General features: G+C 65.2%; 28 protein-coding genes and 1 tRNA gene. 14 read left to right on the forward strand and 15 right to left on the reverse strand.

All coding sequences use genetic code 11. The features are described from left to right. Positions 1 to 412: 412 nt before the first annotated feature. From B4V06_RS04625 to B4V06_RS04640, 4 genes are all read left to right on the forward strand, one after another. Entirely contained in the window at positions 413 to 1,570 is a 1,158-nt protein-coding gene (locus B4V06_RS04625) for an ABC transporter substrate-binding protein (RefSeq protein WP_176329426.1), read from the forward strand. Between the two features lie 31 nt (positions 1,571 to 1,601). Next, complete coding sequence (locus tag B4V06_RS04630) at positions 1,602 to 2,621, forward strand: carbohydrate ABC transporter permease (RefSeq protein ID WP_123113383.1); 1,020 nt, start codon at positions 1,602 to 1,604, stop codon at positions 2,619 to 2,621. Further along, the gene (locus B4V06_RS04635; RefSeq protein ID WP_123113382.1) at positions 2,618 to 3,565 is read left to right on the forward strand and encodes a carbohydrate ABC transporter permease; all 948 of its coding nucleotides are present in this window, start codon (positions 2,618 to 2,620) and stop codon (positions 3,563 to 3,565) included. Before B4V06_RS04630 ends, B4V06_RS04635 begins: the two co-directional genes overlap by 4 nt. Before the next feature lie 126 nt (positions 3,566 to 3,691). Next, positions 3,692 to 4,840: an ABC transporter ATP-binding protein gene (locus B4V06_RS04640; RefSeq protein ID WP_498167784.1), complete on the forward strand. Its 1,149-nt coding sequence runs from the start codon at positions 3,692 to 3,694 to the stop codon at positions 4,838 to 4,840. 68 nt (positions 4,841 to 4,908) lie between these two features. Here the strand turns inward: B4V06_RS04640 and B4V06_RS04645 are convergent, their stop codons facing one another. From B4V06_RS04645 to B4V06_RS04655, 3 genes are all read right to left on the reverse strand, one after another. Then, positions 4,909 to 5,589, reverse strand: a complete 681-nt coding sequence (locus B4V06_RS04645; RefSeq protein ID WP_123114885.1) for a hypothetical protein — start codon at positions 5,587 to 5,589, stop codon at positions 4,909 to 4,911. Between the two features lie 156 nt (positions 5,590 to 5,745). Further along, the gene (locus B4V06_RS04650) at positions 5,746 to 6,153 is read right to left on the reverse strand and encodes an SHOCT domain-containing protein (protein ID WP_498167785.1); all 408 of its coding nucleotides are present in this window, start codon (positions 6,151 to 6,153) and stop codon (positions 5,746 to 5,748) included. Between the two features lie 70 nt (positions 6,154 to 6,223). Further along, on the reverse strand, positions 6,224 to 6,703 hold the full coding sequence (locus tag B4V06_RS04655; RefSeq protein WP_498167788.1) for a DUF192 domain-containing protein: 480 nt from the start codon (positions 6,701 to 6,703) through the stop codon (positions 6,224 to 6,226). A 61-nt stretch (positions 6,704 to 6,764) separates the two neighbouring features. Between B4V06_RS04655 and B4V06_RS04660 the strand changes: the two genes are divergently transcribed. Then, positions 6,765 to 6,838, forward strand: a tRNA-Val gene (locus B4V06_RS04660). A 183-nt stretch (positions 6,839 to 7,021) separates the two neighbouring features. Here B4V06_RS04660 and B4V06_RS04665 read toward each other — a convergent pair. Continuing rightward, the gene (locus tag B4V06_RS04665) at positions 7,022 to 7,954 is read right to left on the reverse strand and encodes a DUF7979 domain-containing protein (protein ID WP_498167790.1); all 933 of its coding nucleotides are present in this window, start codon (positions 7,952 to 7,954) and stop codon (positions 7,022 to 7,024) included. 151 nt (positions 7,955 to 8,105) lie between these two features. Here B4V06_RS04665 and B4V06_RS04670 point away from each other — a divergent pair, with 151 nt between their 5' ends. Continuing rightward, positions 8,106 to 9,188, forward strand: coding sequence for a CNNM domain-containing protein (locus B4V06_RS04670; RefSeq protein ID WP_498167792.1), 1,083 nt, complete (start codon positions 8,106 to 8,108; stop codon positions 9,186 to 9,188). A 45-nt stretch (positions 9,189 to 9,233) separates the two neighbouring features. Here B4V06_RS04670 and B4V06_RS04675 read toward each other — a convergent pair whose 3' ends face one another. Both B4V06_RS04675 and B4V06_RS04680 read right to left on the reverse strand, forming a co-directional pair. Continuing rightward, positions 9,234 to 10,043: an SDR family NAD(P)-dependent oxidoreductase gene (locus tag B4V06_RS04675; RefSeq protein WP_498167794.1), complete on the reverse strand. Its 810-nt coding sequence runs from the start codon at positions 10,041 to 10,043 to the stop codon at positions 9,234 to 9,236. 6 nt (positions 10,044 to 10,049) lie between these two features. Further along, a complete protein-coding gene (locus B4V06_RS04680; protein WP_498167797.1) occupies positions 10,050 to 10,733 on the reverse strand; it encodes a haloacid dehalogenase type II in 684 nt (227 codons plus the stop codon). A gap of 130 nt (positions 10,734 to 10,863) precedes the next feature. Between B4V06_RS04680 and B4V06_RS04685 the strand changes: the two genes are divergently transcribed. Further along, positions 10,864 to 11,982: a sensor histidine kinase gene (locus B4V06_RS04685; RefSeq protein WP_498167800.1), complete on the forward strand. Its 1,119-nt coding sequence runs from the start codon at positions 10,864 to 10,866 to the stop codon at positions 11,980 to 11,982. Positions 11,983 to 12,066: 84 nt separating this feature from the next. Here B4V06_RS04685 and B4V06_RS04690 read toward each other — a convergent pair whose 3' ends face one another. Further along, positions 12,067 to 12,192, reverse strand: coding sequence for a hypothetical protein (locus B4V06_RS04690; protein ID WP_255212466.1), 126 nt, complete (start codon positions 12,190 to 12,192; stop codon positions 12,067 to 12,069). Between the two features lie 388 nt (positions 12,193 to 12,580). Beyond that, positions 12,581 to 13,198 (reverse strand): TetR/AcrR family transcriptional regulator, encoded by a 618-nt coding sequence (locus B4V06_RS04695; RefSeq protein ID WP_123113373.1) that lies wholly within the window; start codon positions 13,196 to 13,198, stop codon positions 12,581 to 12,583. Between the two features lie 241 nt (positions 13,199 to 13,439). Here B4V06_RS04695 and B4V06_RS04700 point away from each other — a divergent pair, with 241 nt between their 5' ends. The 6 genes from B4V06_RS04700 (at position 13,440) to B4V06_RS04725 (ending at position 19,757) form a co-directional block, all read left to right on the forward strand. Continuing rightward, positions 13,440 to 15,134, forward strand: a complete 1,695-nt coding sequence (locus B4V06_RS04700; RefSeq protein WP_498167804.1) for a COG1361 S-layer family protein — start codon at positions 13,440 to 13,442, stop codon at positions 15,132 to 15,134. 3 nt (positions 15,135 to 15,137) lie between these two features. Next, positions 15,138 to 17,615 (forward strand): efflux RND transporter permease subunit, encoded by a 2,478-nt coding sequence (locus B4V06_RS04705; protein ID WP_498167807.1) that lies wholly within the window; start codon positions 15,138 to 15,140, stop codon positions 17,613 to 17,615. Positions 17,616 to 17,886: 271 nt separating this feature from the next. Beyond that, on the forward strand, positions 17,887 to 18,375 hold the full coding sequence (locus B4V06_RS04710; RefSeq protein WP_498168043.1) for a type II toxin-antitoxin system death-on-curing family toxin: 489 nt from the start codon (positions 17,887 to 17,889) through the stop codon (positions 18,373 to 18,375). Positions 18,376 to 18,400: 25 nt separating this feature from the next. Then, a complete protein-coding gene (locus B4V06_RS04715; RefSeq protein ID WP_498167810.1) occupies positions 18,401 to 18,541 on the forward strand; it encodes a hypothetical protein in 141 nt (46 codons plus the stop codon). 293 nt (positions 18,542 to 18,834) lie between these two features. Then, positions 18,835 to 19,056 carry a hypothetical protein gene (locus B4V06_RS04720; protein WP_498167813.1) on the forward strand — a complete coding sequence of 74 codons (222 nt, stop codon included), beginning with the start codon at positions 18,835 to 18,837 and terminating at the stop codon, positions 19,054 to 19,056. A 14-nt stretch (positions 19,057 to 19,070) separates the two neighbouring features. After that, entirely contained in the window at positions 19,071 to 19,757 is a 687-nt protein-coding gene (locus B4V06_RS04725) for a tyrosine-type recombinase/integrase (RefSeq protein ID WP_498167816.1), read from the forward strand. A gap of 135 nt (positions 19,758 to 19,892) precedes the next feature. On the opposite strand, the gene B4V06_RS04730 is transcribed toward B4V06_RS04725, so the two are convergent. Further along, on the reverse strand, positions 19,893 to 20,645 hold the full coding sequence (locus tag B4V06_RS04730; RefSeq protein WP_498167819.1) for an HNH endonuclease: 753 nt from the start codon (positions 20,643 to 20,645) through the stop codon (positions 19,893 to 19,895). 183 nt (positions 20,646 to 20,828) lie between these two features. Here B4V06_RS04730 and B4V06_RS04735 point away from each other — a divergent pair, with 183 nt between their 5' ends. After that, a complete protein-coding gene (locus B4V06_RS04735; RefSeq protein WP_498167822.1) occupies positions 20,829 to 21,122 on the forward strand; it encodes a hypothetical protein in 294 nt (97 codons plus the stop codon). A gap of 119 nt (positions 21,123 to 21,241) precedes the next feature. Here B4V06_RS04735 and B4V06_RS04740 read toward each other — a convergent pair whose 3' ends face one another. The 6 genes from B4V06_RS04740 to B4V06_RS04765 form a co-directional block, all read right to left on the reverse strand. Beyond that, positions 21,242 to 21,523, reverse strand: coding sequence for a hypothetical protein (locus B4V06_RS04740; RefSeq protein ID WP_498167825.1), 282 nt, complete (start codon positions 21,521 to 21,523; stop codon positions 21,242 to 21,244). 27 nt (positions 21,524 to 21,550) lie between these two features. Next, complete coding sequence (locus tag B4V06_RS04745; protein ID WP_498167828.1) at positions 21,551 to 21,679, reverse strand: hypothetical protein; 129 nt, start codon at positions 21,677 to 21,679, stop codon at positions 21,551 to 21,553. Between the two features lie 138 nt (positions 21,680 to 21,817). Continuing rightward, entirely contained in the window at positions 21,818 to 22,510 is a 693-nt protein-coding gene (locus tag B4V06_RS04750; protein WP_498167831.1) for a hypothetical protein, read from the reverse strand. Then, positions 22,507 to 23,229 (reverse strand): DUF429 domain-containing protein, encoded by a 723-nt coding sequence (locus B4V06_RS04755; protein ID WP_498167834.1) that lies wholly within the window; start codon positions 23,227 to 23,229, stop codon positions 22,507 to 22,509. The genes B4V06_RS04750 and B4V06_RS04755 overlap by 4 nt, the downstream gene beginning before the upstream one ends. A 355-nt stretch (positions 23,230 to 23,584) precedes the next feature. Then, on the reverse strand, positions 23,585 to 24,805 hold the full coding sequence (locus B4V06_RS04760; protein ID WP_498167837.1) for a PD-(D/E)XK nuclease family protein: 1,221 nt from the start codon (positions 24,803 to 24,805) through the stop codon (positions 23,585 to 23,587). A gap of 258 nt (positions 24,806 to 25,063) precedes the next feature. After that, the gene (locus B4V06_RS04765; protein WP_498167840.1) at positions 25,064 to 26,143 is read right to left on the reverse strand and encodes a transcription initiation factor IIB; all 1,080 of its coding nucleotides are present in this window, start codon (positions 26,141 to 26,143) and stop codon (positions 25,064 to 25,066) included. Positions 26,144 to 26,313: the final 170 nt, after the last annotated feature.

A 26,313-nucleotide genomic window follows, 5' to 3' on the forward strand; every position in this document is an offset into this window, starting at 1 on the left:
CATTCGAGACGCTCAGCGACAATTCATTACGATCGACCCCACTCTAGACGTTCAGAAGTCGGTCGCAGTTGCTGACCGAGTGATCGAGATAACAGATTTTAAGAACGGTAGAGGTAGTTTAGGTTGCTCTGCTACCGTTCCTGTTTTTTAATAATATTTTGAGTAAATGAACATCAATCGTTAAGTATGGGGCACCCAAATCCGGGGATACATGTCACGTGACAACCGCGCTGATTCGGAGGACCGACTCACCCGCCGCCACTACGTGGCCGGCGCAGGTACCCTCGCGACCGTGGGGATCGCCGGCTGTTCCGGCGGCGGCGACGGGAGCGACGGCAGTGATGGCAGCGACGGGAGCGACGGAAGCGACGGGAGCGACGGGAGCGACGGCGGCTCCGGCGACCCGGTCGAAGTGCTCCACGGCTGGACCGGCGGCGACGGCGCCGCGGCGGCCGAGGCGCTGGAAGAGGCGTTCAACGAGGCCCACCCCGACGTCGGCCTCGACATGAACCCCATCGGCGGCGGCGGCAACCAGAACCTCGACGCGGTCGTCGCGAACCGGCTCCAGAGCGACGATCCGCCGGGGGCGTTCGCCGGCTGGCCCGGCCCGAACCTCCTCCGCTACCAGGGAGTCCTCGGTAGCGTCGACGACGTGTGGGAGGAGAACGGGTTCGAGGACGCGATGGTCGACGAGGCGATCGACCTCCACCAGCAGGACGGCAGCTACCGGGCCGTGCCGCTCGGCTCTCACCGACTGAACTGCCTCTTCTACAACGTCTCGGTCGTCGAGGACGCCGGCATCGACGTCGACTCGCTGAACAGCCCCTCGGCGCTCATCGACGCCTTCGAGACGGTCGCCAGCGAGACCGACGCCATCCCGATGACCCACGGGATGTCCGGCACGTGGACGACGACGCAGCTGTGGGGCGCCGTGATGCTCGGCGAGAACGGCTACCAGCCGTACATGGACTTCCTCAACGGTGAGGGCGACGAGAGCGCCGTCCGCGCCGCGTTCGAGCGGACCGCGGAGATGCTGGAGAACCACATCAGCGACGACGCGTCCTCGATCGGCCTGACCGAATCGAACCAGAACATCATCAACGGCAACGCCGCCTTCATCCACCAGGGCAACTGGGCGGCGGGCGCGTTCCGGAACGCCGAGGACTTCGAGTACGGCGACGACTGGGGCTTCAAGACGTTCCCCGGGACTGAGGGGATGTACACGCTTCACTTCGACTCGTTCCTCTACCCGTCGAACAACCCGACGCCCGAGGCCTCGAAGACCTGGGAGGCGTTCGTCGGCAGTCCGGAGGCCCAGATCGCGTTCAACCAGTACAAGGGCTCGATCCCGACCCGGACCGACGTCAGCATGGAGGAGTTCGGTCCGTACCTCCAGGAGACGGCCGAGGACTTCGCGAACGCGGAGTACCGGCCGCCGAACCTCCAGCACGGGCTCGGCGTCCCCTCCGAGACGATGACCCAACTCAACGAGGTCATCTCCTCGGAGTTCACCGGCCCGTACAACGTCGACGCCGCGACGACGGGCTTCCTGGACGCGGTGTCGAACTGAGCTCCACGCGATGCTCGATTTTTACCGTCATTTGTACCGGACGATCAGGCCCGCCTCGGAGGACGACGACGAGGTCCGCGCCGACGGCGGCGTCGTGAGTGACGGCCCCGCCGCCGACCCGGCCGAACCGGACCGGGACGTGACGACCCGTCTCAAGGAGAGGCTGGACCGTCGCTTCGGCGTCGACTTCATCGAGTCGTCCGTCTTCTGGCTCCCGCCGTTCCTGCTGATGGGACTGTTCGTCTACGGTGCGGTCATCTGGAACCTCCTCATATCGCTGACCGACTACGAGCGCTTCGAGAACGCGCCGGACTACTCGAACCTCGACTTCGAGATGTACACCCGGGCGCTCGCGGACTCCGGCTTCATCGACGCCGCGGTCAACACGCTCATCCTGCTGATCCTGTTCACGGCGGGGACGCTCGCGATCGGACTCATCTTGGCGATCCTGATCGACAGGGGGATCCGGTTCGAGAACACGTTCCGGACGATCTACCTCCTTCCGATGAGCCTCTCGTTCGTCGTGACGGCCCAGTTCTGGCTGTGGATCTACAACTACAACAACGGGATCGCCAACAACGTCATCGGGACGTTCGGCTTCGGGCCGGTGAGCTGGCTCGGCAACCAGGACATCGTCCTCTACGCGATCATCTTCGCGCTGATGTGGCAGTTCTCGGGGTACGCGATGGTCGTCTACCTCGCCGGGCTCCGCGCGATTCCGACCGAGCACTACGAGGCGGCCAAAGTCGACGGCGCGTCGACGCTGAAGATGTACTGGCGCGTGATCATTCCCCAGCTGAAGGGCGCGACCATCAGCGCCGCCGTGGTGCTGATGGTGTTCGGCATGAAGGCCTTCGACTTCCTCTACTCGCTGGTCGGTGGGTACCGGCCGCCGAACGGGGCCGACATCCTGGCGACGAAGATGGTGCGTGAGGCGTACGCGAACCTCAACTGGGCGTACGGGTCGGCGATCGCCATCGTCCTGTTCGCGATGGCGCTCAGCGTCATCGGCCCCTACCTCGTGTACGAATACCGGAGGGACAACCTATGAGCGACGCAGAACCTCGAACCGACGGTGGCGCGACGACGACGACGACAGCGCGGCTGCGCCGGACCCTCGATCAGATGACGGCCGGGGACGCCGGCCTGTACGTCGTCCTGCTGTTCGCGGCGGCGTTCTACCTCGTCCCGATCGAGTCCGGGCTGGTCACCTCGTTCAAGACCGGCACGGCGATCATCGAGACGGCGCCGTTCGCTCCGCCGGGACCGTCCGGGTTCACGTTCGAGAAGTGGCAGACCGCGATCGACGCCCTGTTGCGCGGGATGGGGAACAGCCTGCTGTACGCCGTGCCCGCGACGGTGATCTCGGCGTCCGTCGGCAGCATCACGGCGTACGGCCTGACGATTCCGACCTGGAAGAAGTCGTACAAGGCGCTGGTGCTCATGCTCATCATCGCCGGGATCTTCATCCCGTACCAGGCCGTGCTGGTTCCCCTGACCCAGTTCTGGTCGCAGTGGGTGCAGCTCGACCAGCTGCTGTCGTTCGTCTGGGCGCTCGGGATCAACAACGACTACGCCGGCATCGTCGAGCTGGTGATCACCCACGTCGCCTACGGGATCCCCATCTGTACGCTCCTGTTCCGGACGTACTACAAGACGATGAGCGACGAGATGATCGAGTCGGCCCGCCTCGACGGGGCGACGCTCCGCCGGGTGTACCGGCGGATCGTCCTCCCGCTCTCGGGGCCGATGTTCGCCGTCGTCCTCATCTACCAGTTCACGCAGATCTGGAACGACCTCCTGTTCACGCTGGTGCTCGTCTCGACGGAATCGAGCCCTGCGGCGCCAGTCGTGTTGATCCTCGCGGGTCTCGGGACCTCGATGGAGGGACAGGACTTCGCGCTCCGGATGGCCGGGGCGTTCTTCGCGGCGCTGCCGACGCTGGCGGTGTACATCCTGTTCGGCGAGGAGTTCGCTGAGGGGGTGGCGGCGTGACCCGCACGCCGATCCCGTCCGGCGACGAGCGCGGTCCCGAACGAGCGCGTTCGGGACGAGCGCGTCCGGAACGCGACGCGGCGCGGCGCACGACCGACCACACGACACCGACCACAACTCACAGATATGGCAACGCTTGAACTCGACTCGATAACGAAGACGTTCCAGGACGGAGACGAGGAGATCGTCGCGGTCGACGACGTGTCGCTGTCGATCGACGACGGCGAGTTCCTCGTCGTCGTCGGTCCGTCAGGCTGCGGGAAGTCCACGACGCTCCGGATGATCGCCGGCTTAGAGACGATCACCGCCGGTACGCTCAGCATCGACGACCGCGTCGTCAACGACGTGAAGTCGCAGAACCGGGACATCGCGATGGTGTTCCAGTCGTACGCGCTCTACCCGCATATGAGCGTCCGGCAGAACATGTCGTTCGGCCTCGAGGAGTCGACGGATCTCCCGGACGACGAGATCAATCGCATGGTCTCGGAGACGGGCGAGATGCTCGGCATCTCGAACCTGCTCGACCGGAAGCCGAGCGACCTCTCCGGGGGCCAACAGCAGCGCGTCGCCCTCGGCCGCGCCATCGTCCGCGACCCCGAGGTGTTCCTGATGGACGAGCCGCTCAGCAACCTCGACGCGAAGCTCCGCGCGGAGATGCGCACCGAGCTCCAGCGGCTCCAGAACGACCTCGGCGTGACGACGGTGTACGTCACCCACGACCAGACGGAGGCGATGACGATGGGCGACCGGATCGCCATTCTCGACGGCGGCGAGCTCCAGCAGGTCGCGACGCCGCTGGAGTGTTACCACGAGCCGGCCAACCGGTTCGTCGCGAGCTTCCTCGGCGAGCCGTCGATGAACTTCTTCGACGTGACGCTTGAGGGCGACCGCCTCGTCGGCGATGTCTTCGAGTACCCGATCGACGAGGGGATCCAATCGGACCTCGGCGACGCGACCGACCTCATCCTCGGGATCCGCCCCGAAGCGGTCGAGCTCGTCGACGCCGCCGGCGACCACGAGTTCGAAACGACCGTGGACGTCGTCGAGCCGATGGGCGACGAGAACACGGTGTACCTCCACTTCGACCCCGACGCGGACCCCGAGAGCGCGGCGACGCTCGTCGCGACGATCGACGGGTTCAACCGGGTCAGCGAGGGCGACTCGGTGATCGCGCGGATCCCGGAGGACGCGATACACCTCTTCGATCGCGCCACGGGCGAGGCGCTCCACAACCGCTCGATGGAGGACGCGGCCGACCAGATCGACCTCGGCTGACCGGGGACCTCGGCTGATCGCGGCCGGGCGTCGTCGCCGTCCCTTTTAAAGCTCGCTCGTCCCGCCGGTCACCAGTACTTGGTCCGGTCGACCCCCTCCGCCAGCAGCGCCGCGGCGGCGACGTGGGCGTACGCGCTCCACGCGAGCGCGAGGAGCGCGGCGACGCTCCGCGTGGCCGTCGCCGCGAGCGCGGTCCACGCGACGACGACGAGGACGGTCGCGCCGACCCACGCGAGGAAGTACGAGCTCGAGGCCGTCCCGCGGAGGGCGTCTCGTCGAAGGCCGGCGCGGAGCCCCTCGCTGACGCTCGCGGCGGCCGCCGACGGGAAGAGGTACGCGCAGGCGACCGTGACGAGCAGCGCGGCGGTCGAGAGCGCGGCGAGCCCCACGCCGCTCAGCGCGCCGGGGACCGTGCCGCTCGCGACGACGTAGCCGACGCCGACGACGGTGACGACCGCCGGCGAGAGGTAGACGGCGGCGACGCCGAACAGCCGCCCGGCGAGCCGCGCCGTGGTCTCCGTCGCGACGGGCGGGAACCCCGCTCCCGCGAGCACGCCGCCGACGAGCCCGAGGAATGCCCCGAGCGGAACGACGGCGAGCAGGAGCGGCGCCAGCAGCGCCCAGTCGGGCCAGAGCGTCGCGGCGAGTCGGAGCAGCGCGCCGCCGAACAGGAGCGCGGCGAGACACGTCGCGGTGCCGTTCAGCCGCGTCCGGTCCGCGAACGGGTACCGGAGAGCGTCGAGGAACAACTCACTCACCCCGCGGCCGCTCTGTGGCGGCGCGCGTCGGCCGGCGGTCGGTCGATCGGGACACGTCCGACCCGCTCGGCGTCGGCTCGCAAAACGGTGTCGGTCGCGCCCGCGAACGGGCCCCTCTGGGTCGTCGCTCGCGCCGCGGTCGGTCGGTCACTCGCGGATCCGTTCGACCTCGCGCCGGACCCCCTCGCGGACCCGGTCGGCGACGTCGTCGCCCCGGTCGACGGTCTCGGCGTCCTCGGTCTCCAGCAGGCGGTCGAGCCGTCGCTCGAACTCCCGCTCGTCGATCTCGCCGCGAGCGTAGCGCTCGCGGAGCGCCTCCAGCGCCGGGTCGGCCTCCCGCTGGTCGCCGCCGTCGTCCCGGTCGGGGAGGGGTCGCGTCAGCGTGTGGAGCACGGGGAGGGCGACGAACAGCCCGAAGAACCAGACCAGCGGGAGGGTCCACCAGAGCCCGGTGACGAGCGGGGCGGCGACGCCGCCGCCCACGACGAGGAGCGCGAACACCCGCCGCCAGCGGTGGCGGAGGTTCCACGCGATCCGTGCGGGGAGGCCGGTCATGCTCGGGACGACGCCTGCGAGGGGGAAATCGGTTTCGTCGCCGGGGCGGCGGCGGCCTCCTGCCCCCGTCTCACTCTCGGTCGATGCGGATCCGGTCGCCCGGCTCGACGCCGTGGCGCTCGCTCCACCCCCGCGGCACTTCGAGGACGTACCGGCCGGTGCCGCGGTATCGAGTGTACGGGGCCGACTCCGGCTCCGCCTCGTGGATCTCCGTGACCGTCCCGTTCGGCGCGACGAAGACGATGTCCAGCGCGAACGCCATCTCTCGCATCACGTAGGCGTGGTCGTCGCTCTCGCCGTGGACGAACAGCATCCCCTCGCCCTCTGCCAGTTCCTCGGTCGCCGAGAGCCCGACGTACCGTTTTATAAGCCCGTCGGCGACGCGCGCCTCGACGGTCGCGAGCGACTCGCCGGTCTCCCCGTCGACGGCCTCGACGGTCGTCGTCTCGTACCCCGTGATCAGGAGGGCCGGGTTCGCCGCGGCGGCGACGATCGCGACGAGGGCGAGCAGCGCGAGGCCGGCGGCGACCCCGACGAGACGGCGATTCACGGGTGATCGTTGCGCCGGAGAAAGAAACCGTTTTCCGCTCCGACCCTGTTTAAACGGGTGAGGGCTCGTGGTCTAGCTGGTTATGACGCGGCCTTTACAAGGCTGAGATCGGCGGTTCGAACCCGCCCGAGCCCACTACCGGCGCCGCGAACACTCCGTGAGCCGCGCCGCTGTGGTTGTTCGAAGGGGGTCGAGTCCTATCAGTCGCGCGCAGCGAACGCAGTGAGCGAGCACGTCTGATTCCGGTTCGAACCCGCCCGAGCCCACTGTTGCTGTCGCGAGCCTTCGAACGACAGCGACGCCCGTTCCGACTCGCGGTCAGGACAGCTGACAGAAGTACCAGTCGCCGTCGTACCGAACGAGCGGCGCGGCCCCGCCGTCCCGCGTCGAGAGTCGGTCCCGGAGGTCGCCGAACGGCTCCGAGTAGGGTTCACACTCGGCGTACGTTCCGTCAATCGCTCGGTTCACGACGTCCCGTTGCTCGGGCGGAAGCGAGTCGAGAACGACGCCGCGCCGCTCGCCGACGTGTTCCCTGAACCCGTCCGGTGACGTCGCGACGCGTTCGGTGTTGACGGTCGCGCTCGCGATCGTCACCGTCCGTCGCTCCTCGAAGGTCAACCTGAGCGGTACCCCGTCCCACTCCAGATAGCGCGTGTCTCTGCCCGGGATAAACACCGACCGGTCCCGCGCGTCGGCATCTTCGTACGCGAACACGACCGAGAACGACGTGTAGTGCGGCGCGTGAAGGAGCCCCGGATTCCCGATCGCGCCGCGAAGTGAGTCGCGGTCGTGAGCGGGTATCTCCGCGACTGAGCGGACCGCTCCGCGGTCGGGGAGCGCGGAGTCGTCGATATCGATTTCGACCGCGTACTCGTAACCGGTCGTCCGCACTCGGTCGCGCTCCGTCACCCGGAGGCGGTAGTAGCCCGCTCCGGGACCCGCGACGACGTACTCCGTCCGCGGGTCGGGGCGGTAGTAGCCGCGGGCAGTCGCGTCGCCGGGCTCCGTCTCCAGCGCGGCCGCGACGGTGACTCGCGTCGCGTGCGGCAGTCCGTCGAGCGGCGTGCTGAACTCGTTCGAGACGCCGGTCGCGGTCGCGTCGTCCAGATCGAGGGTCCCCTCGTCCGAGCCCGGACAGCGGTCCGACCGCGAGATCGGCGAGAGACACCCCGAGAGGGCGGCGGCGGTGCCGACGCCGCCGATCGCCCGCAGCGCTCGTCGTCGAGTGATCTCCGTTGGAGGGCGGTTCACGGCGGCAGATCGGTCGCCCCGGTGATATACCCGTGGATATCGCTTCTCCCCTCGCACGCGACGGACGACCGATCTCCACTGCGGGGGTCTCCGCTCCGACCGCGCGGGCATCGTGGCCATCTATTTGACCCCGACGCGACCACCCTTCCGTATGAACGGCATCGAAGTCGCCCTCCGCCTGACGGCCGGGGTCCTGCTCATCCTGGCGAACGGGTTCTTCGTCGCGATCGAGTTCGCCCTGACCCGCGTCCGCCAGTTCTCGGAGTCGGAGTTCGACGCACCCGGGCTCCGGCGCGCGTGGGAGATGACGCAGGACTTGGAGATCTACCTCACGAGCTGTCAGGTGGGGATCTCGGCGACCAGCATCGCGGTCGGGATCGTCGCGGAACCGGCGCTCCGCGAGCTCCTCGAGCCGCTGTTCGCGAACACGGTCCTCGCGTCGGTCGGCGCCGGCGCGGTCGTCGCCTTCGTGATCATCAACCTGCTCCACCTGACGCACGGCGAGCAGACCCCCACCTACCTCGGCGTCGAGCGCACGAAGTTCGTCGCCCGGTACGGCGCGACGCCGCTCTACTGGTTCGCGAAGCTGCTGTACCCGGTCATCGTCATCGGCGACGGGGTCGCCAAATGGACGCTCCGCCGCTTCGATATCGAGATGACGGGGGCGTGGCTCGAGACGGAGACCGACCGGGTCGAGTCGCGCGCGGACCTGCGCAACCGGCTCGGCTCGCTCCTCTCCCGCAGCGACCTCACCGCGGAGCGCCGCGAGGAGGTCCTCAACGCCCTCACGATCGGCGAGATCACGGTCGACACGGTCATGACGCCCCGCGAGGAGGTCGTCTTCCTCTCGACGACGGCGGACGCGGCGGAGAACCTCGACCGGATCGGCGGCAGCCCGCACACGCGGTTCCCGCTGGTCGACGGCGAGCTCGCCGACCCGGAGGACTTCCTCGGGATCGTCTACGTCCCGTCCGTCGTCGAGCGGGTCGACGCGCTCCGCGAGGGCGCGGCCGCGTTCGAGGACCTGGCCGCCCCGCCGATGACGCTCGGACCCGAGGCGCACATCAGCGACGCAGTCGACCGGTTTCAGGACGCCAACCAGGAGCTCGCGCTCGTCGTCGACGACGGGCGCGTCGTCGGACTGGTCACGGCGACGGACGCGCTGGAGGCGGTCGTCGGCGAGATCGAAGACCCGCTCGACATCGCGCTCGACGACCGATCGTCGTCGGCGTGAGGCTTCGCTCGGCCGGCGTCGGCGTGAGGCTTCGCTCGCTCCCCCTCACCGCGCCGTCCAGCCGCCGTCGGCCGCTAGCGTCTCGCCCGTGACGAAGCTCGCGGCGTCGCTGGCGAGGAACGCGACCGGTCCGGCGATCTCAGTCGGGTCGGCGAAGCGGTCCAGCGGGGTCCGGTCGAGGATCGACCGTCGGAGCCGCTCGTCCTTCCGGAGCGTTTCGGTGAGGTCGGTCGCGACGTACCCCGGCGCGACCGCGTTCACCCGCACCTCCGGGGCCCAGTCGATCGCCGCGCTCTTCGTGAGCCCGACGAGCCCGTGCTTCGAGGCGACGTACGGGTGTTGCCTCGGCAGGCCGACCTCGCCGGCGACGCTGGCGACGTTGACGACGCTCCCGCCGGCGTCTTTTAAATACGGGCCGGCCGCGCGGAGCGTCCGGAACGCGCCCCGGAGGTTCACGTCGAGCACGTCGTCGACCGCCTCGTCCTCGATTTCGGCGGGGTTGCCGAGCGCGCAGTCGGGGTTGAACCCCGCGTTGTTGACGAGCACGTCGAGCGAGCCGAACGCCGAGACGGTCTCGTCGACGAGCGCGTCCACGTCGCCGTCGTCCGTCACGTCCGCGGCGATCCCCCGCGCCTCGACGCCCAGATCGCGGGCCTCGGCGGCGACCGCCTCGACCTCCGCCGCCGTCCGCGCCGCCGGGACGACCGTCGCGCCGGCGGCCGCCAGCCCGAGCGCGATCGCCCGCCCGATCCCGCGACTGCCGCCCGTGACGACGGCGACGCGCCCCGAGAGGTCCGGCAGCGCATCGGCCGGGGAACGGGTCGCCTCTCTCGTGGCTGCGTCGCGTTCGGGCATCGCGACTCAGACCCCCAGCGCGTCAGCGAGTTCGTGGATCGACTCGATCGTGTCGTCCGGCTCGCCGCCGAACGGCTCCCAGGGGGTCTTCTTCCGGTCGAGTCGGACCGCCTGCATCCCGGCGTGCGCGGCGCCCATCACGTCGAACCAGCCGGCGGTGACGTGGACGATCTCGCTGATCGGCGTCCCCGTCCGGGCGGCGCCGTGGCGGTACAGCTCGGCGGCCGGCTTGAACGTCTCCACCTCGTCGGCGCTGATCGCGTCCTCGACGAGGTCGCCGATGTCGGCGTGGGCCACCATCGACTCGAGCATCTCGGGGTTCCCGTTCGAGAGCACGTACGGCTCGTAGCCGCCCTCTCGGAGGCGCTCGATCCCAGACCGGACGTCGTCGAACACCTCCAGCTCGTGATACACCGCGAGGATCTCGTCGCGCTCCGCCGCCGAGAGGTCGACGCCGTGCGCCCGCAGGGCGTACGTCAGCGCGTCCCGGTTCATCTCGTAGAACGGCTGGTAGGCGTCGACGGCGTTCGCGACGAACGTGTACGCCAGCGACCGCGAGCGCCAGAGCCGCGACACCGGCTCGGGGTCCGCGACGCGGTCGGCCAGCGCGGCCTCGGCCGCCTCGACGTCGACGAGGGTGCTGTACGAGTCGAACGTCACCGTTCGGACGCGCTCGGGGTCGAACGACATTCGCGTCGTCCTTCGGCCGCCCCCGTCATGACTCCCCGTGGTCGCCCTCGGCGGACGTCTCCTTCCTTCTCACCCCCACCTCACGAATCTTTATCATCGGTGGGACTCTCGGTCCGGCAACGCGTCCCCCATGGAGCCATCCGACGACCCGATCCACGTCCTCCTCGCGGTCGCCGACGCCGACGGGGCGGACTCGTCGACGCCCGCGGCGGCGTCGATCGAACGCCGCGACGACCGGTTCGTCGTCGAGACCGTCCGGGACCCCGACGCCGCGGCGACGCTGCGTTCGACCGACCGGTTCGACTGCGTCGTCGCCGCGGTCGACTTCGCGGACGGCGACGGGCTCGGTTTCCTCGTCGACGCCGCCGAGGCGCCGGAACCGGTCCCGCGCCTCCTCGTGATCGACGAGGATCGGGTCGCGGACCCCTCGGCGGTCGTCGCCGAGGCGCTCGCGGCGGACGTCACCGACGTCGTTCGGGTCGCCGAGGGCGACCCGGCCTCTCGGCTGCTCGCCAACCGGGTCGCCAACGCGGTCGAGTCGCGCCGCGCCGCGGTCGAGGTGGACCGCCAGCGCGAGCGGCTCGACCGCTTCGTGAGCGGCGTCTCACACGACCTCCGGAGCCCGCTCAACGTCGCGCAGGGCCGGCTGCGGATGGCCCGGGACGACCCCGAGGGCGAGCACCTCGACGTGGCGGCGGCCGCGGTCGACCGCACCTTCGAGCTGATCGCCGACCTGCTCACCCTCGCCAAGCAGGGGGAGAAACCGCGCGAGCTGGAGTCGGTCGGGCTCCGCGAAACAGTCGAGGAGTGCTGGGCGACCGTCGCCACCGGCGACGCGACGCTGGTCGTCGAGAGCGACCGGCGGGTGCTGGCCGACCCGAGCCGGCTGAAACAGCTCCTCGAGAACCTTATCGGCAACAGCGTGGAACACGGTTCCACGGGCAGCCGGGCGGACCCCGGCGACGACGTCACCGTCACCGTCGGCGCCGTGACTCCGATGTACACCGCGACGCGCGCCGACACCAGCCTCCCGACCGGATTTTACGTGGCCGACGACGGCCCGGGGATCCCCGAGGCGGAACGCGACCGCGTCTTCGAGGTGGGGTACACGACCGACCGAGACGGCACCGGCTTCGGGCTCAACATCGTCCGCGAGGTCGCCGCCGCCCACGGCTGGGAGGTCCGCGTCACCGAAAGCGCCGACGGCGGCGCCCGCTTCGAGGTCACCGGCGTCGCCGTCGACGAATGAGAGGGGGTTGGCGACCGCTCCGCGGTGAGGGTCTCGTCGGCGGAAAAATTGCGGCGGCGCTCGCGGCGCGTGGACGGGTCGCCGTCACGGCGCCCGCGTTCCGATTCGGATCGGCTCCGCGTCTGATCCCCCGGTCGACTCCGTCGGCGGGACCCGGGTGCGCGTTCCGATCGGCGATTCCTCGGTCGTCGTGCGGTCGTCGTTCGGCATCGCAACTGTGTGACATTCACAGGTACGGAAGAGCGTTTTGTGCTAATGTGGGGGGATCGGCTTGTAGACTGGATATTTTAATAGGAGTTGTAACGGAGAGGAGCGAACGTCACGACACCGAGCGAGCCCCGTCGATTCCGCTCGTGGCTCTCCGAAACTCGTTGGTCGGTCTCAGGCGGGAGCGCCGCGGGATTCGAGACGGCCACCGCGACAGACGCGACATGTCGGCCGAGGTTTCGGCGTCGACCACACCGCGTTCGACCGGGGTTCTCTGCACCGCGCCGTCACCCGTCTCACGCGGAGCCGATACCGTCTGCGCCGTCCCGGTGACAGAAAAACGGGCGGTACAGCCGCGCTACTGCGGTCGCCGACGTCGCCGTCTGCGCGCTCACTCGTCTTCGAACACGCCCCTGACGATCGTTTCGATGAGCGCGTCTTCGACCTCCTCGTAGGCGGCGTCGGTGTCGGCACCGATCGGGGCGTTCCGCGACCGCGCGGTAAAGACGAGCGAGATGAACATCTGGTCGATCAGCTCGGGATCGTCGTACCGGAACGCGTCGAGTTTCGCCCAGCGCTCGGCGAACGGGAGCGCCGAATCGCGGATCTCGGTCGCGATCGACTCCCCCTCGGACTCGGCGTCGGCGATGCGGTCCTGTAGCGCGCGCAGCTCGCCGTCGACGATCAGCGAGGAAATGAGCGGGTTCGATCGCACCTCGCGCAGCGTCGTTTTCAGCAGCACGCGTACCTCCTCGCGCGGGCTGTCGACTTCGGCGACGGCGTCGGCGATCTTCCCCTCCAACGACTCGCGCTCCGCGAGGAGCACTTCGACGTACAGCGCCTCCTTGGAGTCGAAAAACTGGTAGAACGTGCTCGTGCCGATCCCGACTTCTGCCGTGAGATCGCTGATCCGCGTGCGTTCGAACCCGAACTGCGTGAACAACTCTCGGCCGGCGTCGACCAGTTGAGACCGGATTCGCTCGCGATCCCGATCGGTGAATCGGCTCATTGGTGAGATATTCGGCCGTTGTCTATCGATCGGGAATGCTCCATCGATCGCACGTTGTGAACCCAAAAACAAAGTGTTTATTGATTCGTGGCCGTGTGATCGGGTATGGAGCAGACCGCGGCGGGAGACGACACGGTGCGTTCTAATCGCCAGTATCGAGACGCGACACGGACGCAGGCGGTGGAGCGATGAGGCGGGCCCCCGTCGATACGGACGACCGTCGTCCCGGGAGGGGGTCGGTGTGAGACGGACGACGCTTCTCGCCGTGTTCGCCGCCGCGTTGATGCTGACAAGCGGGACCGTCGGCGTGGCCGCCGGTATGGCGCCCGTGAGCTCGACGGGTACCGAGTCAGGCGGGGCCGGAGCGGCTGCGGACCTCGCCGGGCCGACCGCCGTGGACTCGCCTGCGCGGTCACAGGTGGCCGGCGTCGTGCGCGGGTCGCCCGACCTGTCAGTCGTCATCCCCCGGCCGGAAGTGACGCCCGGACGGACGAACGAGGTGACGCTGCAGCTCGTCAACGACGGTGACGTCGATCTCGGGACGCCGCAGACGCGTGACATCGTCACCACGGCACGCAACGTCCGCCTGACGGCCGAGGCGGACGATTCCCCGCTCACGGTCGAGACCGGAACGCTGGCGCTCGGCGCCGTGACCGAGACCGCCCCGCGCGAGGTGCCGATCGCGGTGAGCGTACCGAACGGCACCGATCCGGGCAACTACGAACTCGAGGTCGAACTGGAGTACTCGTACACCCGCCAGCAGTCCGGCGGCGTCACCTACGACCGGCAGGAGACGGTCACCGCCGATGTCGACGTCGAGGTCACCGAAGACGCGCGCTTCCGGATCGTCGACGTGACGACCGACGCCCAGATCGGCGATCAGGGCACCATCGAGGCGACGGTCAGAAACGTCGGTGCGACGGCCGCGTACGACGCGACGGTCGCGTTGGAGTCGTCGAGCGCCGGGCTGGCGCTCGGACAGGGGACGTCGGACGCGGCGCTGGTCGATTCGATCGCCCCGGGCGAGAGCGTCACGGTCCCCTACGACGCCTCGTTCTCACCGACGGCGCCCACCCGACAGTACGCCCTCTCCGGTCGCGTCACCTTCGAGACGCCGGACGGCATCCCCCACGCCGACGAGGGACTCTCCGCCGGCGTGGCGCCCCTCGGTGAGCAGACGTTCTCCGTGAGCGACGTCGCGTCCACGTTACGCGTCGGCGAGGACGGCGAACTCAGGGGCACTGTGACGAACGACGGCCCGGTCGCGGCGGACAACGTCGTCGTTCAGTACGCGGGCGACTCCGCGAACGTCATTCCGATCGAGCGGTCGGCCGCGGTCGGGTCGCTCGACTCGGGCGAGTCGACGGAGTTCGCGCTTCCCATCTCGATCGGGGGCGAGGCCGAGACCGGCCTCCGCTCGATCGACCTCGCGGTTCAGTACCGGAACGACGACGGTGAGGTTCGCGGCTACGACGAGTTGGCCGTCGACGCCGCCGTCGCGCCGGAGCGTGACCGATTCGGCGTCGCCGTCGAGAACCGCAGCATCGAAGCGGGCGGTACGCGGACCGTCGAGGTCGCGGTCACGAACAACCTCGAGGAGCCCGTGACCGACGTCGAAGCGCGGCTGTTCGCCGACGACCCGCTCGATACGGGCGCCACCGACACGGGATACGTCCGGTCGCTCGGGCCGGGCGAGACGACGACGCTGACCTTCGAGCTGACCACGACCGGCTCCGCGACGGCCGGGAGCACCTTCCCCGTCTCGCTCGACTTCCGGTACGACGACGCGGACGGCGACAGCCACCTGTCTGACACCTATCGCGTGCCGATCGACGTGACCGCGAGCGAGGGCGGCGGGCTCCCCGTCCCCGTCATCGTCGTCGCGCTGCTCGTGGTCGCGACCGGCGCCCTCGTCGTCTATCGGAGGCGGCAGTAGCCGATGTCGGTCGGTGAGCGAATCGAGGCGGGAGCACGCCGGCTCAACGACGTCGTCGTCGATCGACCGCGACGGGTCGTCGTCGCGTTCCTCCTGCTCACGGTGGTGTTCTCCGGCGGGATCGGACTCGTCAGTACCGACACCGGCGCCACCGACGCGTTCACCGAAGGACTCGACGAGCAGGAGGCGCTCGACGCGGTGAACCAAGAGTTCGACGACCCCTTCGAGCCGGAGCGCGAGTCCACCCAACTCATCCACACCGGCGGAAACGTCCTGACGCAGGAGGCGCTCGTCCGCGAACTCAGACTGCTCGAGGAGCTCACGCGCCGCGACGATCTCCGGGTCGCGTCAGCGAACGGGCCCGCGACGGTCGTCGCGAGGGCGATCGATCCGTCGGCGACGACGATCCCGGAGCAGCGACGCGCGCTGGAGGACGCCAGTCCCACGCAGATCCGTCGTACGGTCCGCGCGCTCCAAGAGGACCCGCGCTTCAGCCGGGCGGTCTCGACCGATTTCAACCCGACGAGCGCCAGCGCCTCGGCCTCGATCACGGTCGTGTCTCACGACGTCCCCGCCGGCTTCACCGACGCGGACCTCCAGGAGCTGCAGACGACGATCCAAGCGATCACGGCCGATTCGCCCGGCGATATCCGAGCGTTCGGCGCCGGCGTCACGAACGCCGAGACGGCCAACGTCATCGTCGACTCGCTCACGATCGTGATGCCGGTCGTCGTGCTCCTGCTGCTGTTGTTCCTGGTCGTCGCCTACCGCGATCCGATCGATCTCGCCTTGGGACTGTTGGCGCTGCTGATGACCGTCGTCTGGACGTTCGGCTTCCTGGGCTTCTCCGGGATCCCGTTCAGCCAGCCGATGATCTCGGTGCCCGTGCTGTTGCTCGCCGTCGGCGTCGACTTCGGGATCCACATCATCAACCGCTATCGCGAGGAGGCGGTTACCGGGTACGAACCCCTCGAGGCGATGCGCGAGGCGAACAACCAGCTCATGATCGCCTTCGTCATCGTGACGGTGACGACGGTGTTCGGATTCGGCGCAAACGTGATCTCGGACCTCGGCCCGATCCGCGACTTGGGTATCGCCTCGGCGACCGGCATCATGTTCACCTTCCTGATCTTCGGGCTGTTCCTCCCGGCGGCGAAACTGGAGGTCGACAAGCTCCGCGAGGCGTACGGGGTCCCCGAGTTCAACTCGGCGCCGATATCCTCGAGCGACTCCGCCCTCGGCCGACTGCTGACGTTCCCCGCGCAGATCAGCCGGTACGCCCCGATCGCCTTCGTGCTCGTGTTGGTCGTCACCGGCGGCATGGCGGCGGCGTACGGGAGCGGCGTCGACACCTCCTTCGAGACGGAGGACTTCCTCCCGCCCGAAGAGCTGCCCGAGTACGTGACCGGATTGCCGGAGCCGTTCGCGCCCAGCGAGTACACCGTCACGGAGACGATCACGCTCTTGGAGGACCGCTTCTCGACGAACCAAGACCAATCGGTGACGATATACCTCGAAGGGAACTTCCAAGAGGACCACGCCTTGGAGGCGCTCGCAGCGCCGAACGACGATCCGCCGGGCGCGCTCGCGGTCGGTGAGGGCGGCAGCGCACGCCCGACCAGCATCGTCACCGTGATCCAAACGCAGGCGGATCGCGACCCCGAGTTCGCCCGGCTGGTCGCTCGCAGCGACGTGGACGGGAACGGGATCCCCGACCGTAACCTCGAACGGATCTACGACGAGCTGTTCGCCTCGCCGGCCGGTGACCGCGCCGCGCAGTATCTCACGCCGGACCGGCGAACCGCGCAGGTCGAGTACGCGATCGAGGCCGGCTCCTCCCAGGGCGAAGCGTCCGCGGACGCACGGGAGTTCGCCACGCAGTTCCGGTTCGCGGCGACGGCGACCGGACAGCTCGTCGTGTTCGACGCCGTGACGGACATCATCTTCAACTCGGCGATCGAGGGGTTGATCCTCGCGATGGTGTTGACGGGGGTCTTCCTCGTCATCTCGTACGGGGTCTTAGAGGGGAAACCGCTACTCGGGATCGTGAACCTGTTCCCCATCCTCATCGCCATCGCGTTCCTGCTCGGGACCATGCGGTTCCTCGGGCTCTCGCTGAACGCGCTGACGGCGACGATCCTCTCGATCTCGATCGGGCTGGGCATCGCGTACTCCGTCCACGCCACACACCGGTTCGTCGACGAGTTCAACGAGAACGCAGACGCCTACGAGTCGATGGTCATCACCTTCTCCGGGACGGGCGGCGCCCTCCTCGGGAGTATGCTGACCACGTCGCTCGGAACCGGTGCGCTCGCGCTCGCGATCACCCCCGTGCTTGGTGATTTCGGGTTACTGACCGCGCTGAGCGTCCTCTACTCGTTCGTGTTCACGGTCGTGGCGCTCCCCCCGGCCGTGCTGTTGTGGGAGCGGTATCACGGCGCGCGGTCGAGCGCCAAACTGCCCGTGGACCGCCACTACTGAGGTCGCGGTCCGCGCGCTCTCACTACGCCGCTCTGACGACGGGTATCGGACGCCTCCTGTTGCGTGAAAATGGGGGGTCCGTCGGCTCCGTCTCGAGTAGTCGGGAACCGGTTCGTGAGAGCGCGACGGGCGCTGGTTCGACTGTCGAACGACTCGACCTTTCAGGCGTGAAACGGTCAAAATCGGCGTCTTGAAAAAAGCGATTTCTGACATCACTCTCCCGTCTCATCATAGCAACATCTACACTGGTGTGGTATCGAGATTGGAGCGAATGGCCGACTCGTTGTGGTACCCGTCCGTCGAAGATGTCGTCACCATCCACGACGACGTTGTCGCGGAGTACCCCGATACTCCCGCCGGTGTTCGGAACCGCGGTGACATCGAGTTCGCACTGAACTACATCGAAGAGGGGAGCTTCGGTTCAGCGCCGGAAACCATCCACCAGAAGGCGTATCATCTTCTGCGGCTCCTCGTCGCGAATCACCCCTTCGTCGATGCGAACAAACGTACCGCGCTCAACGTGACGGTCGTCTTCTACTTCCTCAACGGGTATCGGTTCGAGTACGACAGCGAAGTGAGGACGATACTGAAAGCGTTCGGCACCGACGAAGCGGCCGTCGATGAGGATGAAACCACCGACTATCTCCGATCCCACACCGAAGCACTCGATCTGGCCGGTGAGATCGAAGCGTGGCGAGACGAACTCGTCCGGTACGGGCTATCGGAGTTGACAGGCGATTCGTCGGACCCGAACGATTAACGGCGTTCGACGCGTTCTTACAGGCATGGCCACCGAAGAGGGAGCGGAAACGACGTCTCCGCTTGACGACGTGATGGAGGACATCCGGCGGGAACTGGTTCGGCGGGTCGCGGCGGACGACCGAGATTCGAACCGGGACATTTACGACGCTCTCGAAGACGAATAACCGGACTGTACTGAGAGATCGTTAGTCGGATCCGGCCAGAGCAATTAATCCGCGAGAGATTTTCTCTACCGAATCCAGAGTTGCCTGTACGCGATCCCCACCGATGCACCACTGAACATCACCTGTCGAACGAAAGCACGCGCCTTGGAGTATTTCGGTGTCTACCCCGTCGCTGTCATGCGATTAGAACGATACGGGCGCGACGGGATAGCGACCCCAACGCGGAAACGTTGGTGATTCGCTGAACGGGTGTCGAAGGCCGCGCCTTCGTGTGGTTCGAGATCGATCGAACCATGGAACTCGAACCAATCGACCCCGAAACGGCATTCGAGCTGTACATCGCGGAGAAAGAAACCTCGGTCGCGGACGCGACCGTCGCCTCTCACAAGTCACGCCTGAGCTTCCTGCTCCGGTGGTGTGCGGAACGCGATATCGAGAACCTGAACGACCTGCCGGCCGGCGGCTTCAGGAGTTCCGGCTCTGGCGTCGAAACGTCGGCGACCTCACGAAGGTGAGCGAGAAGACGCAGATGGACACGCTACGCGTCTTCGTGAAGTGGCTGGAGTCAGTCGACGCCGTCGAACAGGACCTCCACAAGAAGGTCCGCTCGCCCGATATCACGCCCCGAGAGAACAGTCGCGACGTGATGCTCGAGACCGAGGACGCCGAGACGATGCTTGCGTACCTTGAGCGATACGAGTACGCCTCGATCCACCACGTGACCGCGACGCTCCTGTGGCACACGATGCTTCGGATGGGTTCGGTGCGAGCGCTCGACGTGGCCGACCATCTCGACCTCGATGATGGCGTTCTCGCGCTCTCGGCGGACATCCAGAAGGACTACCCGACCGACCGAACCCCGAGCTACACCGAGATCGAGCTGGCCGACGAGACCGTTCGGACGCTCCGCACGTACCTCGCCGGCCGCTGGAAGGAGACCGCGGCCCTGTGGCCCTCGCGACAGTCCGACCGGCTGATCACCGAGTCCGTTCGGAACGTCGTGCGAGAGGCTGCCGTCGGCGCCGACGTGCGTCCGATGACGGTCACCGGGGGAGGAGACCCGGAAGACGTGACGCCGCACACGCTCCGGCACAGCGTCGCCTACCGGATGCTAAACGTCGAGGATGGGCGCACGTTCTACGACGTGCGGAACCGGCTCAGGCACGCGACGATTCAGACCACCGAGCGAGTCTACGACCACATCGATCGAGTGTAGAACACCATGAGACGTCTCTGTTAGAATGTCCTAAGACAGAAACTACGGAGATACTGAACACACTACGTGTAGTCAATTTGATGACGATAGAACTGGATCCATCATCTATTAATTATATTCTCGAAGACACCACAATTATGGCCACTTCTGGATTCCACCATCTATTTTGAATTTAGAAGTACACTCAATACATTCTCCCATTAGAAAATTGGCCGTCTTAATTTTTGAGTTCTCTTGTTCTTTATGCTGGACTACATGATGTAACTCAACCCACCCATCCTGACATTTCCTACATGTCTCGGTTATACCCACTGGCGTAATCACGTTGTTTAGTGCTTCTTCTGAGGGTGGGTTGCTTCGGATATTCTCTATCCTCTCTTTGACTTCTTCCCATTGTTTAACAGACAGTGTCTGTGGGCGCTCGGCAGGCATTCCACAGTTCCGGAAGTGCTCGAAGTAGGGGAACCAGCCAGTCCGTCGGATAGTTTCCTCACAATTTGAACAGGTATAGGGCTCCGCAACATCCTTCCAATCTGACCGGTCGATCTCAATAGAACCTGGGTCAGGGATTGAGATCGAACTAGTGTCAACCGAATTTGTGGAGCGAGAGCGCCGACTTTTCTCTTTAGAAGATTGATTTATAGTAGGTGCTGTTCCTGAGTTATGAATTGCGCTATGGCAATCTCTACAGAGAGTGATGAGGTTTGATAGAACATTTCCCCCTCCATCTTTGATTGGAACTACGTGGTGAACTTCTAGGTTGACATTCTTTCCGCGGCCACAGTTTTGACACTGCTTACCGTCGCGTTTGAGGACTTTTTTGCGCCGAGTTTTCCAGTCCGTTGGACGGGTATTACCCATAGTTTGGTAATCGGGATATCTATTCATTAGTTTAATAGTTTGGCTAGAATGTCAGAGTGAATAGATTTTTCCCGGTATAATGTAGTAAATTACAGGCCGCCTAGGTAGTGAGGTTTCTGAGATACTGAGTTCTGACAGCCTTATTTTCTTTATTTGTTCATCTATTTATTTAGTAACAAAAATCATACTGTGTCGGGGTGATGTGTTAGTATGGTCTCAACTGACCTACCAACGCCGAAAGAGTTCGAGGAAACACAGAAAGAAATTGAAAATGATGGACCGAAGCTGGCGCCGCACTTCGCCTACTGGCACCACGTCGACGAGTTCGACGAGTACAGCACCTTCATAGCCTACGTCGTGGCGAAGAAAGCGAGCCGGAGCGCACAATCGGCTTCCGCAGTCGAGTCGGCGTTGGACAGCTATGAGCGTGCGGCAAAGGGGCTGCTGCTCGGTATCGGCGCCACGGCCCTCATCAAGGCGGTGATCGGTGATGCGCGCCTCTGAAGCCGTCTAGGACGTGAACTTGATTATCCCGGCGTTGTCTGCGATGAGGTCGACTTAGGTATGGTATCGGAGGGATCCCAAAGCTCGGTCACGGTTCCCTCGATACTCACCTCATCGGTCTACACGTCCGGGACGTCCTCGATCGGACAGATCGCGCCGGGGGCCGTCTTGAGCGTGTCCATTATGTCGAACACTGCTTTGGTGATGTTCTGTCCCTTGGCGACCTGCTTTGCGAGCACCCGGGAGACAGCCGCCCGACTGTGGTCCGTCCGAAGCCGCTGTGCCATCCGGTCTGCTTCCTGATTCACCGTCGGCAGTTCCATCCGGGAGAGGCGTTCACGCGGATCCGTCCGCTCGGGGATGCGTTCCGCCCGCTTGCGCTGCCGCCGTTCGGTGACCACCTCGCGGGTCCGCTTCGCCCGGCCCTCCTAGGTGTCGAGTTCCGCCTGGGCGCTGATGTGTTCCAGTTCGGGCTCCTGGGCGCGAATCTTCGCTTCCTGCGCGAGGGGCAGGTGTGAGAGGTCCGGGACGGTGCCGTCGGGATGGTTGGAATCCACCTTCGCCTGCGTTCCTGCTGGACCGTCGCCCGGAACTCCGACCGATTATTGACGACCTCGAATGACGTTCGCTAGTGCTAATCCGTGACTAGCTCAGCTGACCTGAAGGTCAGTTTCGTACCCTAAACAGCTAGTTTGTTACTCCTCCGATCGTGGATGGATCTCGGTGAGTGTGACCCCTCGTTTTTCACATTCCATCTCTACTCGCTCGTAGCGCCGTTGTGCTTTCGCTGTACTCCGGCCATCAACCTCCCCCTGCTGGAATGGGTTTTTGTTCGAAACCACGATGAGGTGCCGTGATTCAGCATCTGAAAGATCACCGAGCTTAGCCAAATCCGCGGAGAAATGAGACCACTCATCGATGTTGTCGCATTCGAACTTTGCGCCGGCGACATCCACGTTCTTGATGTATTTGAGCTCGATCGCGTGCTTGATGGACGCAGCCGAGAAGTACTTGCTTCCATCAACGAGACGAACCGTAACACTCGGAGTGTCTCCCGCCGGCAAGTAGTCAAGGTTATCGTACTCTGAGTCGTGCTGTGGCTCTAGAATTGCGATATCGAGACTCCGGTTTTTCTTGCCAGACAAGCCGAAGTTCACCTCCGGCTGGATGTTACTGATAGACTGTGGTGTCGCAATTCGGTTGAGATATTTTTGCTTGTACCCAGTCGCATCATCTGTATTGTAACCGCCGCGGACCTGAATCGTCTCTCCGATCTTGGTCCGTAGCAGCTCAAGGAGTCGTGATTGGAGCGCAGTCTCGACTGTGAATCCGAGAGGCGCCTCCTGAAACTCTGTGTCCAGTTGGTCGATTGCCTCCTGGATAGTCATAGTCCACTCCATGGATTCGCTGAAATCGCCGGTGTTGTTGGATAGTAGATTCGTGGAGTGTCCGGCCCCGGGCTTTCTGGAACGCTCTGTAACTTATCACGCTCCGCAGCGAGTGCGAGAACCATCGAATCGAGAGCATCATCCCGTCGGATATTTTTCCGGAAGGTGTTCTTGATCACCTGCTCGTATTCATCATCCAGTCCAGGATATTCTTTCTCAAGGAGGTGGCGGCGGATGGCGAGACCTCGCTTCGAGGACTTCGAGTAAGCAATCGGCTGCCCGTTAAATGCGTAAAAACAGAGCTCTGGATGGCTCTCGTAGATTGGCCCATCATAAGTCGCGTCTCCAACCTTTCGTACCTCCTCGATTTTATCGCTAATCGCGTGGGCCTGTTGGGAGAGACCATGGCCCATCTCGTCACGATGTATTTCGTTCGCCTTGTCGTAACTCTCAACAGCAGCTGCGGATTCGCATGGTGGAAAAAAGACAGAGTTGCCGCGGCAACCGAGAAGCTCACGCGCAGCGATGTCGCAGCGTCGCCGACTATCTGTTGGGAGTCCAATCGGGATATCCACAAACACCCGATCCGCCTGGTACTCAGAGTAGATCTCGGCGAAGTCATCGTATAGCTTTGTCTCGATTTTGTCCCCGGCCAGGACCGTTACGAACCACCCTTTTGGGCAGGCGTCGACGCCGATGGCGCTCTCAGTGCTCGACATATTCCTTGACGAGTGCGTCAATGTGTGGTTCAATAAGATCTCGGGAGGCGTGATGTTCTCGTATTATGCCTCGAATTATTTCTCGCATACATTCGTCGCGGGGGAACAGACAGGTTGCCTCATACACGCTTCTATCCGTACAGCGGCCGTGTATGACTATCCCTCACGTTTTATTTTAGCTTAGGCGATAAAGAGCCGTCCCGTAGGCCGGAACAAGGCTCTACGCGTTACTGAAAACAGTGTTCGAGACGGACGGTATCGTATGTGTGAATCTCAGACGTTCCGCCTGTTCTAAAAATATCACACCGCGATTGCGACTGAAGCCATTTTGACTCTGTCCCGGTCGGATGAGTGGTCAGGCTTCGAAGTGATCGAGGGACTGTTCAAGCTCTAGCAGTGACGCGAGCCCCTGGCGAATCCCGGCAACTGTCTGTTCCGGGTTCGAGAAATCAATCGGCACCTGCTTCGAGTACACGTGATAACCGTTGAACTGTGGTCCGCCCTCCGGCAGTGTATCACGTATCAAGTCGAAACCACTGTTGCGAAGGGATTCATCGTTGTCCCCTGCCAAATGGGAGAGGAGGCGATCCCGTTCCTGTTCGTCGCTCCCTGAATACGTGAGTGTCACCTCGATATGGGGGATCCGTGTACGATACGCATTCTCCGGACCCGAATGGTTGTCGCCGGCCGTCATTCGCTGTCCCGTCGCCTGAATCTCGAAGCGCAACCCCGATGGCCACCCAGTTTTCGAAAAGCGGACGTATTTTGTTCCGGGTTCGATTCGGGACCGAGATGTGTCCCAGCCTTCCTCGCCATCAGTTACTGCTGGGTGAGCCTCCGAGAGCGATTGCCAGACGGACGAGAGCAGCTGTTGGCGATCACTCCGAACGGTAGCAAAATCAAGATTGACGTCGTGTTGGTCAACTAATGCGGGGAAGGCGAGCTGTAGTTCGGTCGCCGGTGGGAGTCGCTCCGACTCCAGTAAATGCGTCCTCGCGAACCGAATCCATTCTCGGATTCGGACCGCATCAGTATCCCGGGTAACAGCACCTACCTGCGCGGCAACGAGATTGAGAAGCGCGTCCCAGCCGACCTGATGGTCAACATAATCGGGGATATGGCTCGGATCGGCAGAGAGATAGATGTATTCCCACCTCTCGAAAGGGCCACCTGAGCGTTGTTCGTCACCAGCGACTACGGACTTCAAGTAGTCGACCTGTCGGTCACGCTGATCGGGGCCTAGTTGTCCTTGCGTCTTGATTTCGATGACGATGAGTGAGCTTCCACTTTCGATGACGACATCCAGTTCGGTCTGTGACGACTGCCGGTCAAATGTCGAGATGGTAGCAGTGTCGAGCCCCGCTGGCGGTTGAATTGCGGCCTCTGACAGCAAGTCCAAGAGGACAGTAGTTCCCACACCGTGACTCCCAGTCGGCCTGAGTAGCCAGGCCAACATCCGTGTGTGAGCGCGCTCATCCTTCCCAATCCCAAGAATATCGAACGTCCCGGTAGCGTCGTCACCGATTCGGTCGACGAGGTTAATGAATCGCTTAATACTATCACTTGACTCCGACATGTCTGATGCGCTAACCCCCACGGGACTGGCGCATAAAGCAGGGGGTCGAAACAGGTGCTTGGATTAGACCCGGCTTGTGGTTTCGGCTTGGATCTCTACCCGGTAATGTGGGAGGTCCAACCAGTTGAGGCGACCCTATTCGTTCAGCGAGGTCGTGGCTGCGCGCGCAGCGACCGCAGGGAGCGAGCACGGAGCGGAGGGTGGGGCGGTGGGGCGTCCACGGGTGGCGGCCACCAGAAAAAATGAGCGCCGCCCCGCTCACCGCCGGCTGTCGCGACCCGCCGCGAGCCCGACAGCCGGGTCATCGGTGCCGTGTGCGGCCTTGTAGGCGTCGACGAGCTCCCGACTGTACCGCCCGATCCGGTGCCGCGAGGTCGGCACAATCGGCTCGACCGCCGCAACCACCTGCGGCTGGGTGAGCTGCGAGCCGTCGAGGAGCCGGTCGGCCGCGTACAGCGCCGCGCCTGCGACCGTCGCCCGGGGCGTCCCCGGCCCAACCGGCACCCGGTCGGCGAGTGCCAGCAGGTGCTGGGCCAGCTGCCACGTCCGAACCGCACGGGCACCGGGAAGCGCACCGTCCTCAAGCCCCTCGAGCACCGTCACCACGGCGTCGGGCCGGGTGACGGGCACGTCGAGCGCGCATTCACACCGGAGCTTCCGGGCCGCCGCACACACCCGCTCGCGGGGTGCTTTGGCGTAGGTGGCGACCGCCTCATCAATCGCCTCACGGTCGAGGGCCGCGTCGCGCACGGCCAAGAGGACGGCGCCGCCGGCGAGCGACTCCCAGGCCATCCGCCCGCCCGGCAGCCGCGCCTCCGAGCCCCGTCGGAGGTACCGGGCCGCCTGTTTGGTCACGTGGTCCGGGAGCCCCAGGTTGCCGCCGATCATCTCGACGTCACGCAGCCCTTCGTTGAGCCGCTTCGTTCGCTTGCGCTTTGCGCCGAACTGCATGCGCTTGTGCCACTTCCGCAACCGCTGGACCGTCTCCCACTGCTCGTTGCTCAGGGGATTGCCGTGCCCATCAGTGTTCCGTCCGATCTTCGTGTGGAGGCCCTTGTCCGTCCGCAGCGGGTCCACCGTCTCGATGCTCTGGTCGGCGTCTCCGACTAGGCCCAGGTCGTTCAGCGTCGGGCTCCGATCGACCCACTCGTCGGCGACAACCAGCCCGCAGGCCGTACAGAACGACGTCTCGTCGTTGGTGATCACCTGACTCTCACACTCTGGACACACCGCCCGCGTCGAGGGCGCGTGTTCGACCGTGGGAGTGTGCCCGCGTTCAGCTGGTGATGGGAGCTGTGCGTCCGAAACCGTCTTTTCGCTCGCGTTCGTACGTGACATCGCGGTTCTCCGAAGGCGCTCGCGACAGCGCCCGACTCCCCGTGCTCTGACACGGGGATTTCGTCGACGGCACCGCCCGCCAGCGTCGGCTGCGCGCTCTCGCTCGCGCCTTCGCGAGCGCCCTCCGGGCGCGAGCGAGAGCGCGCCCGCACGGCGGCCCCACAGCCAGC

This window comes from Halorubrum sp. B53 (genome assembly GCF_059752395.1).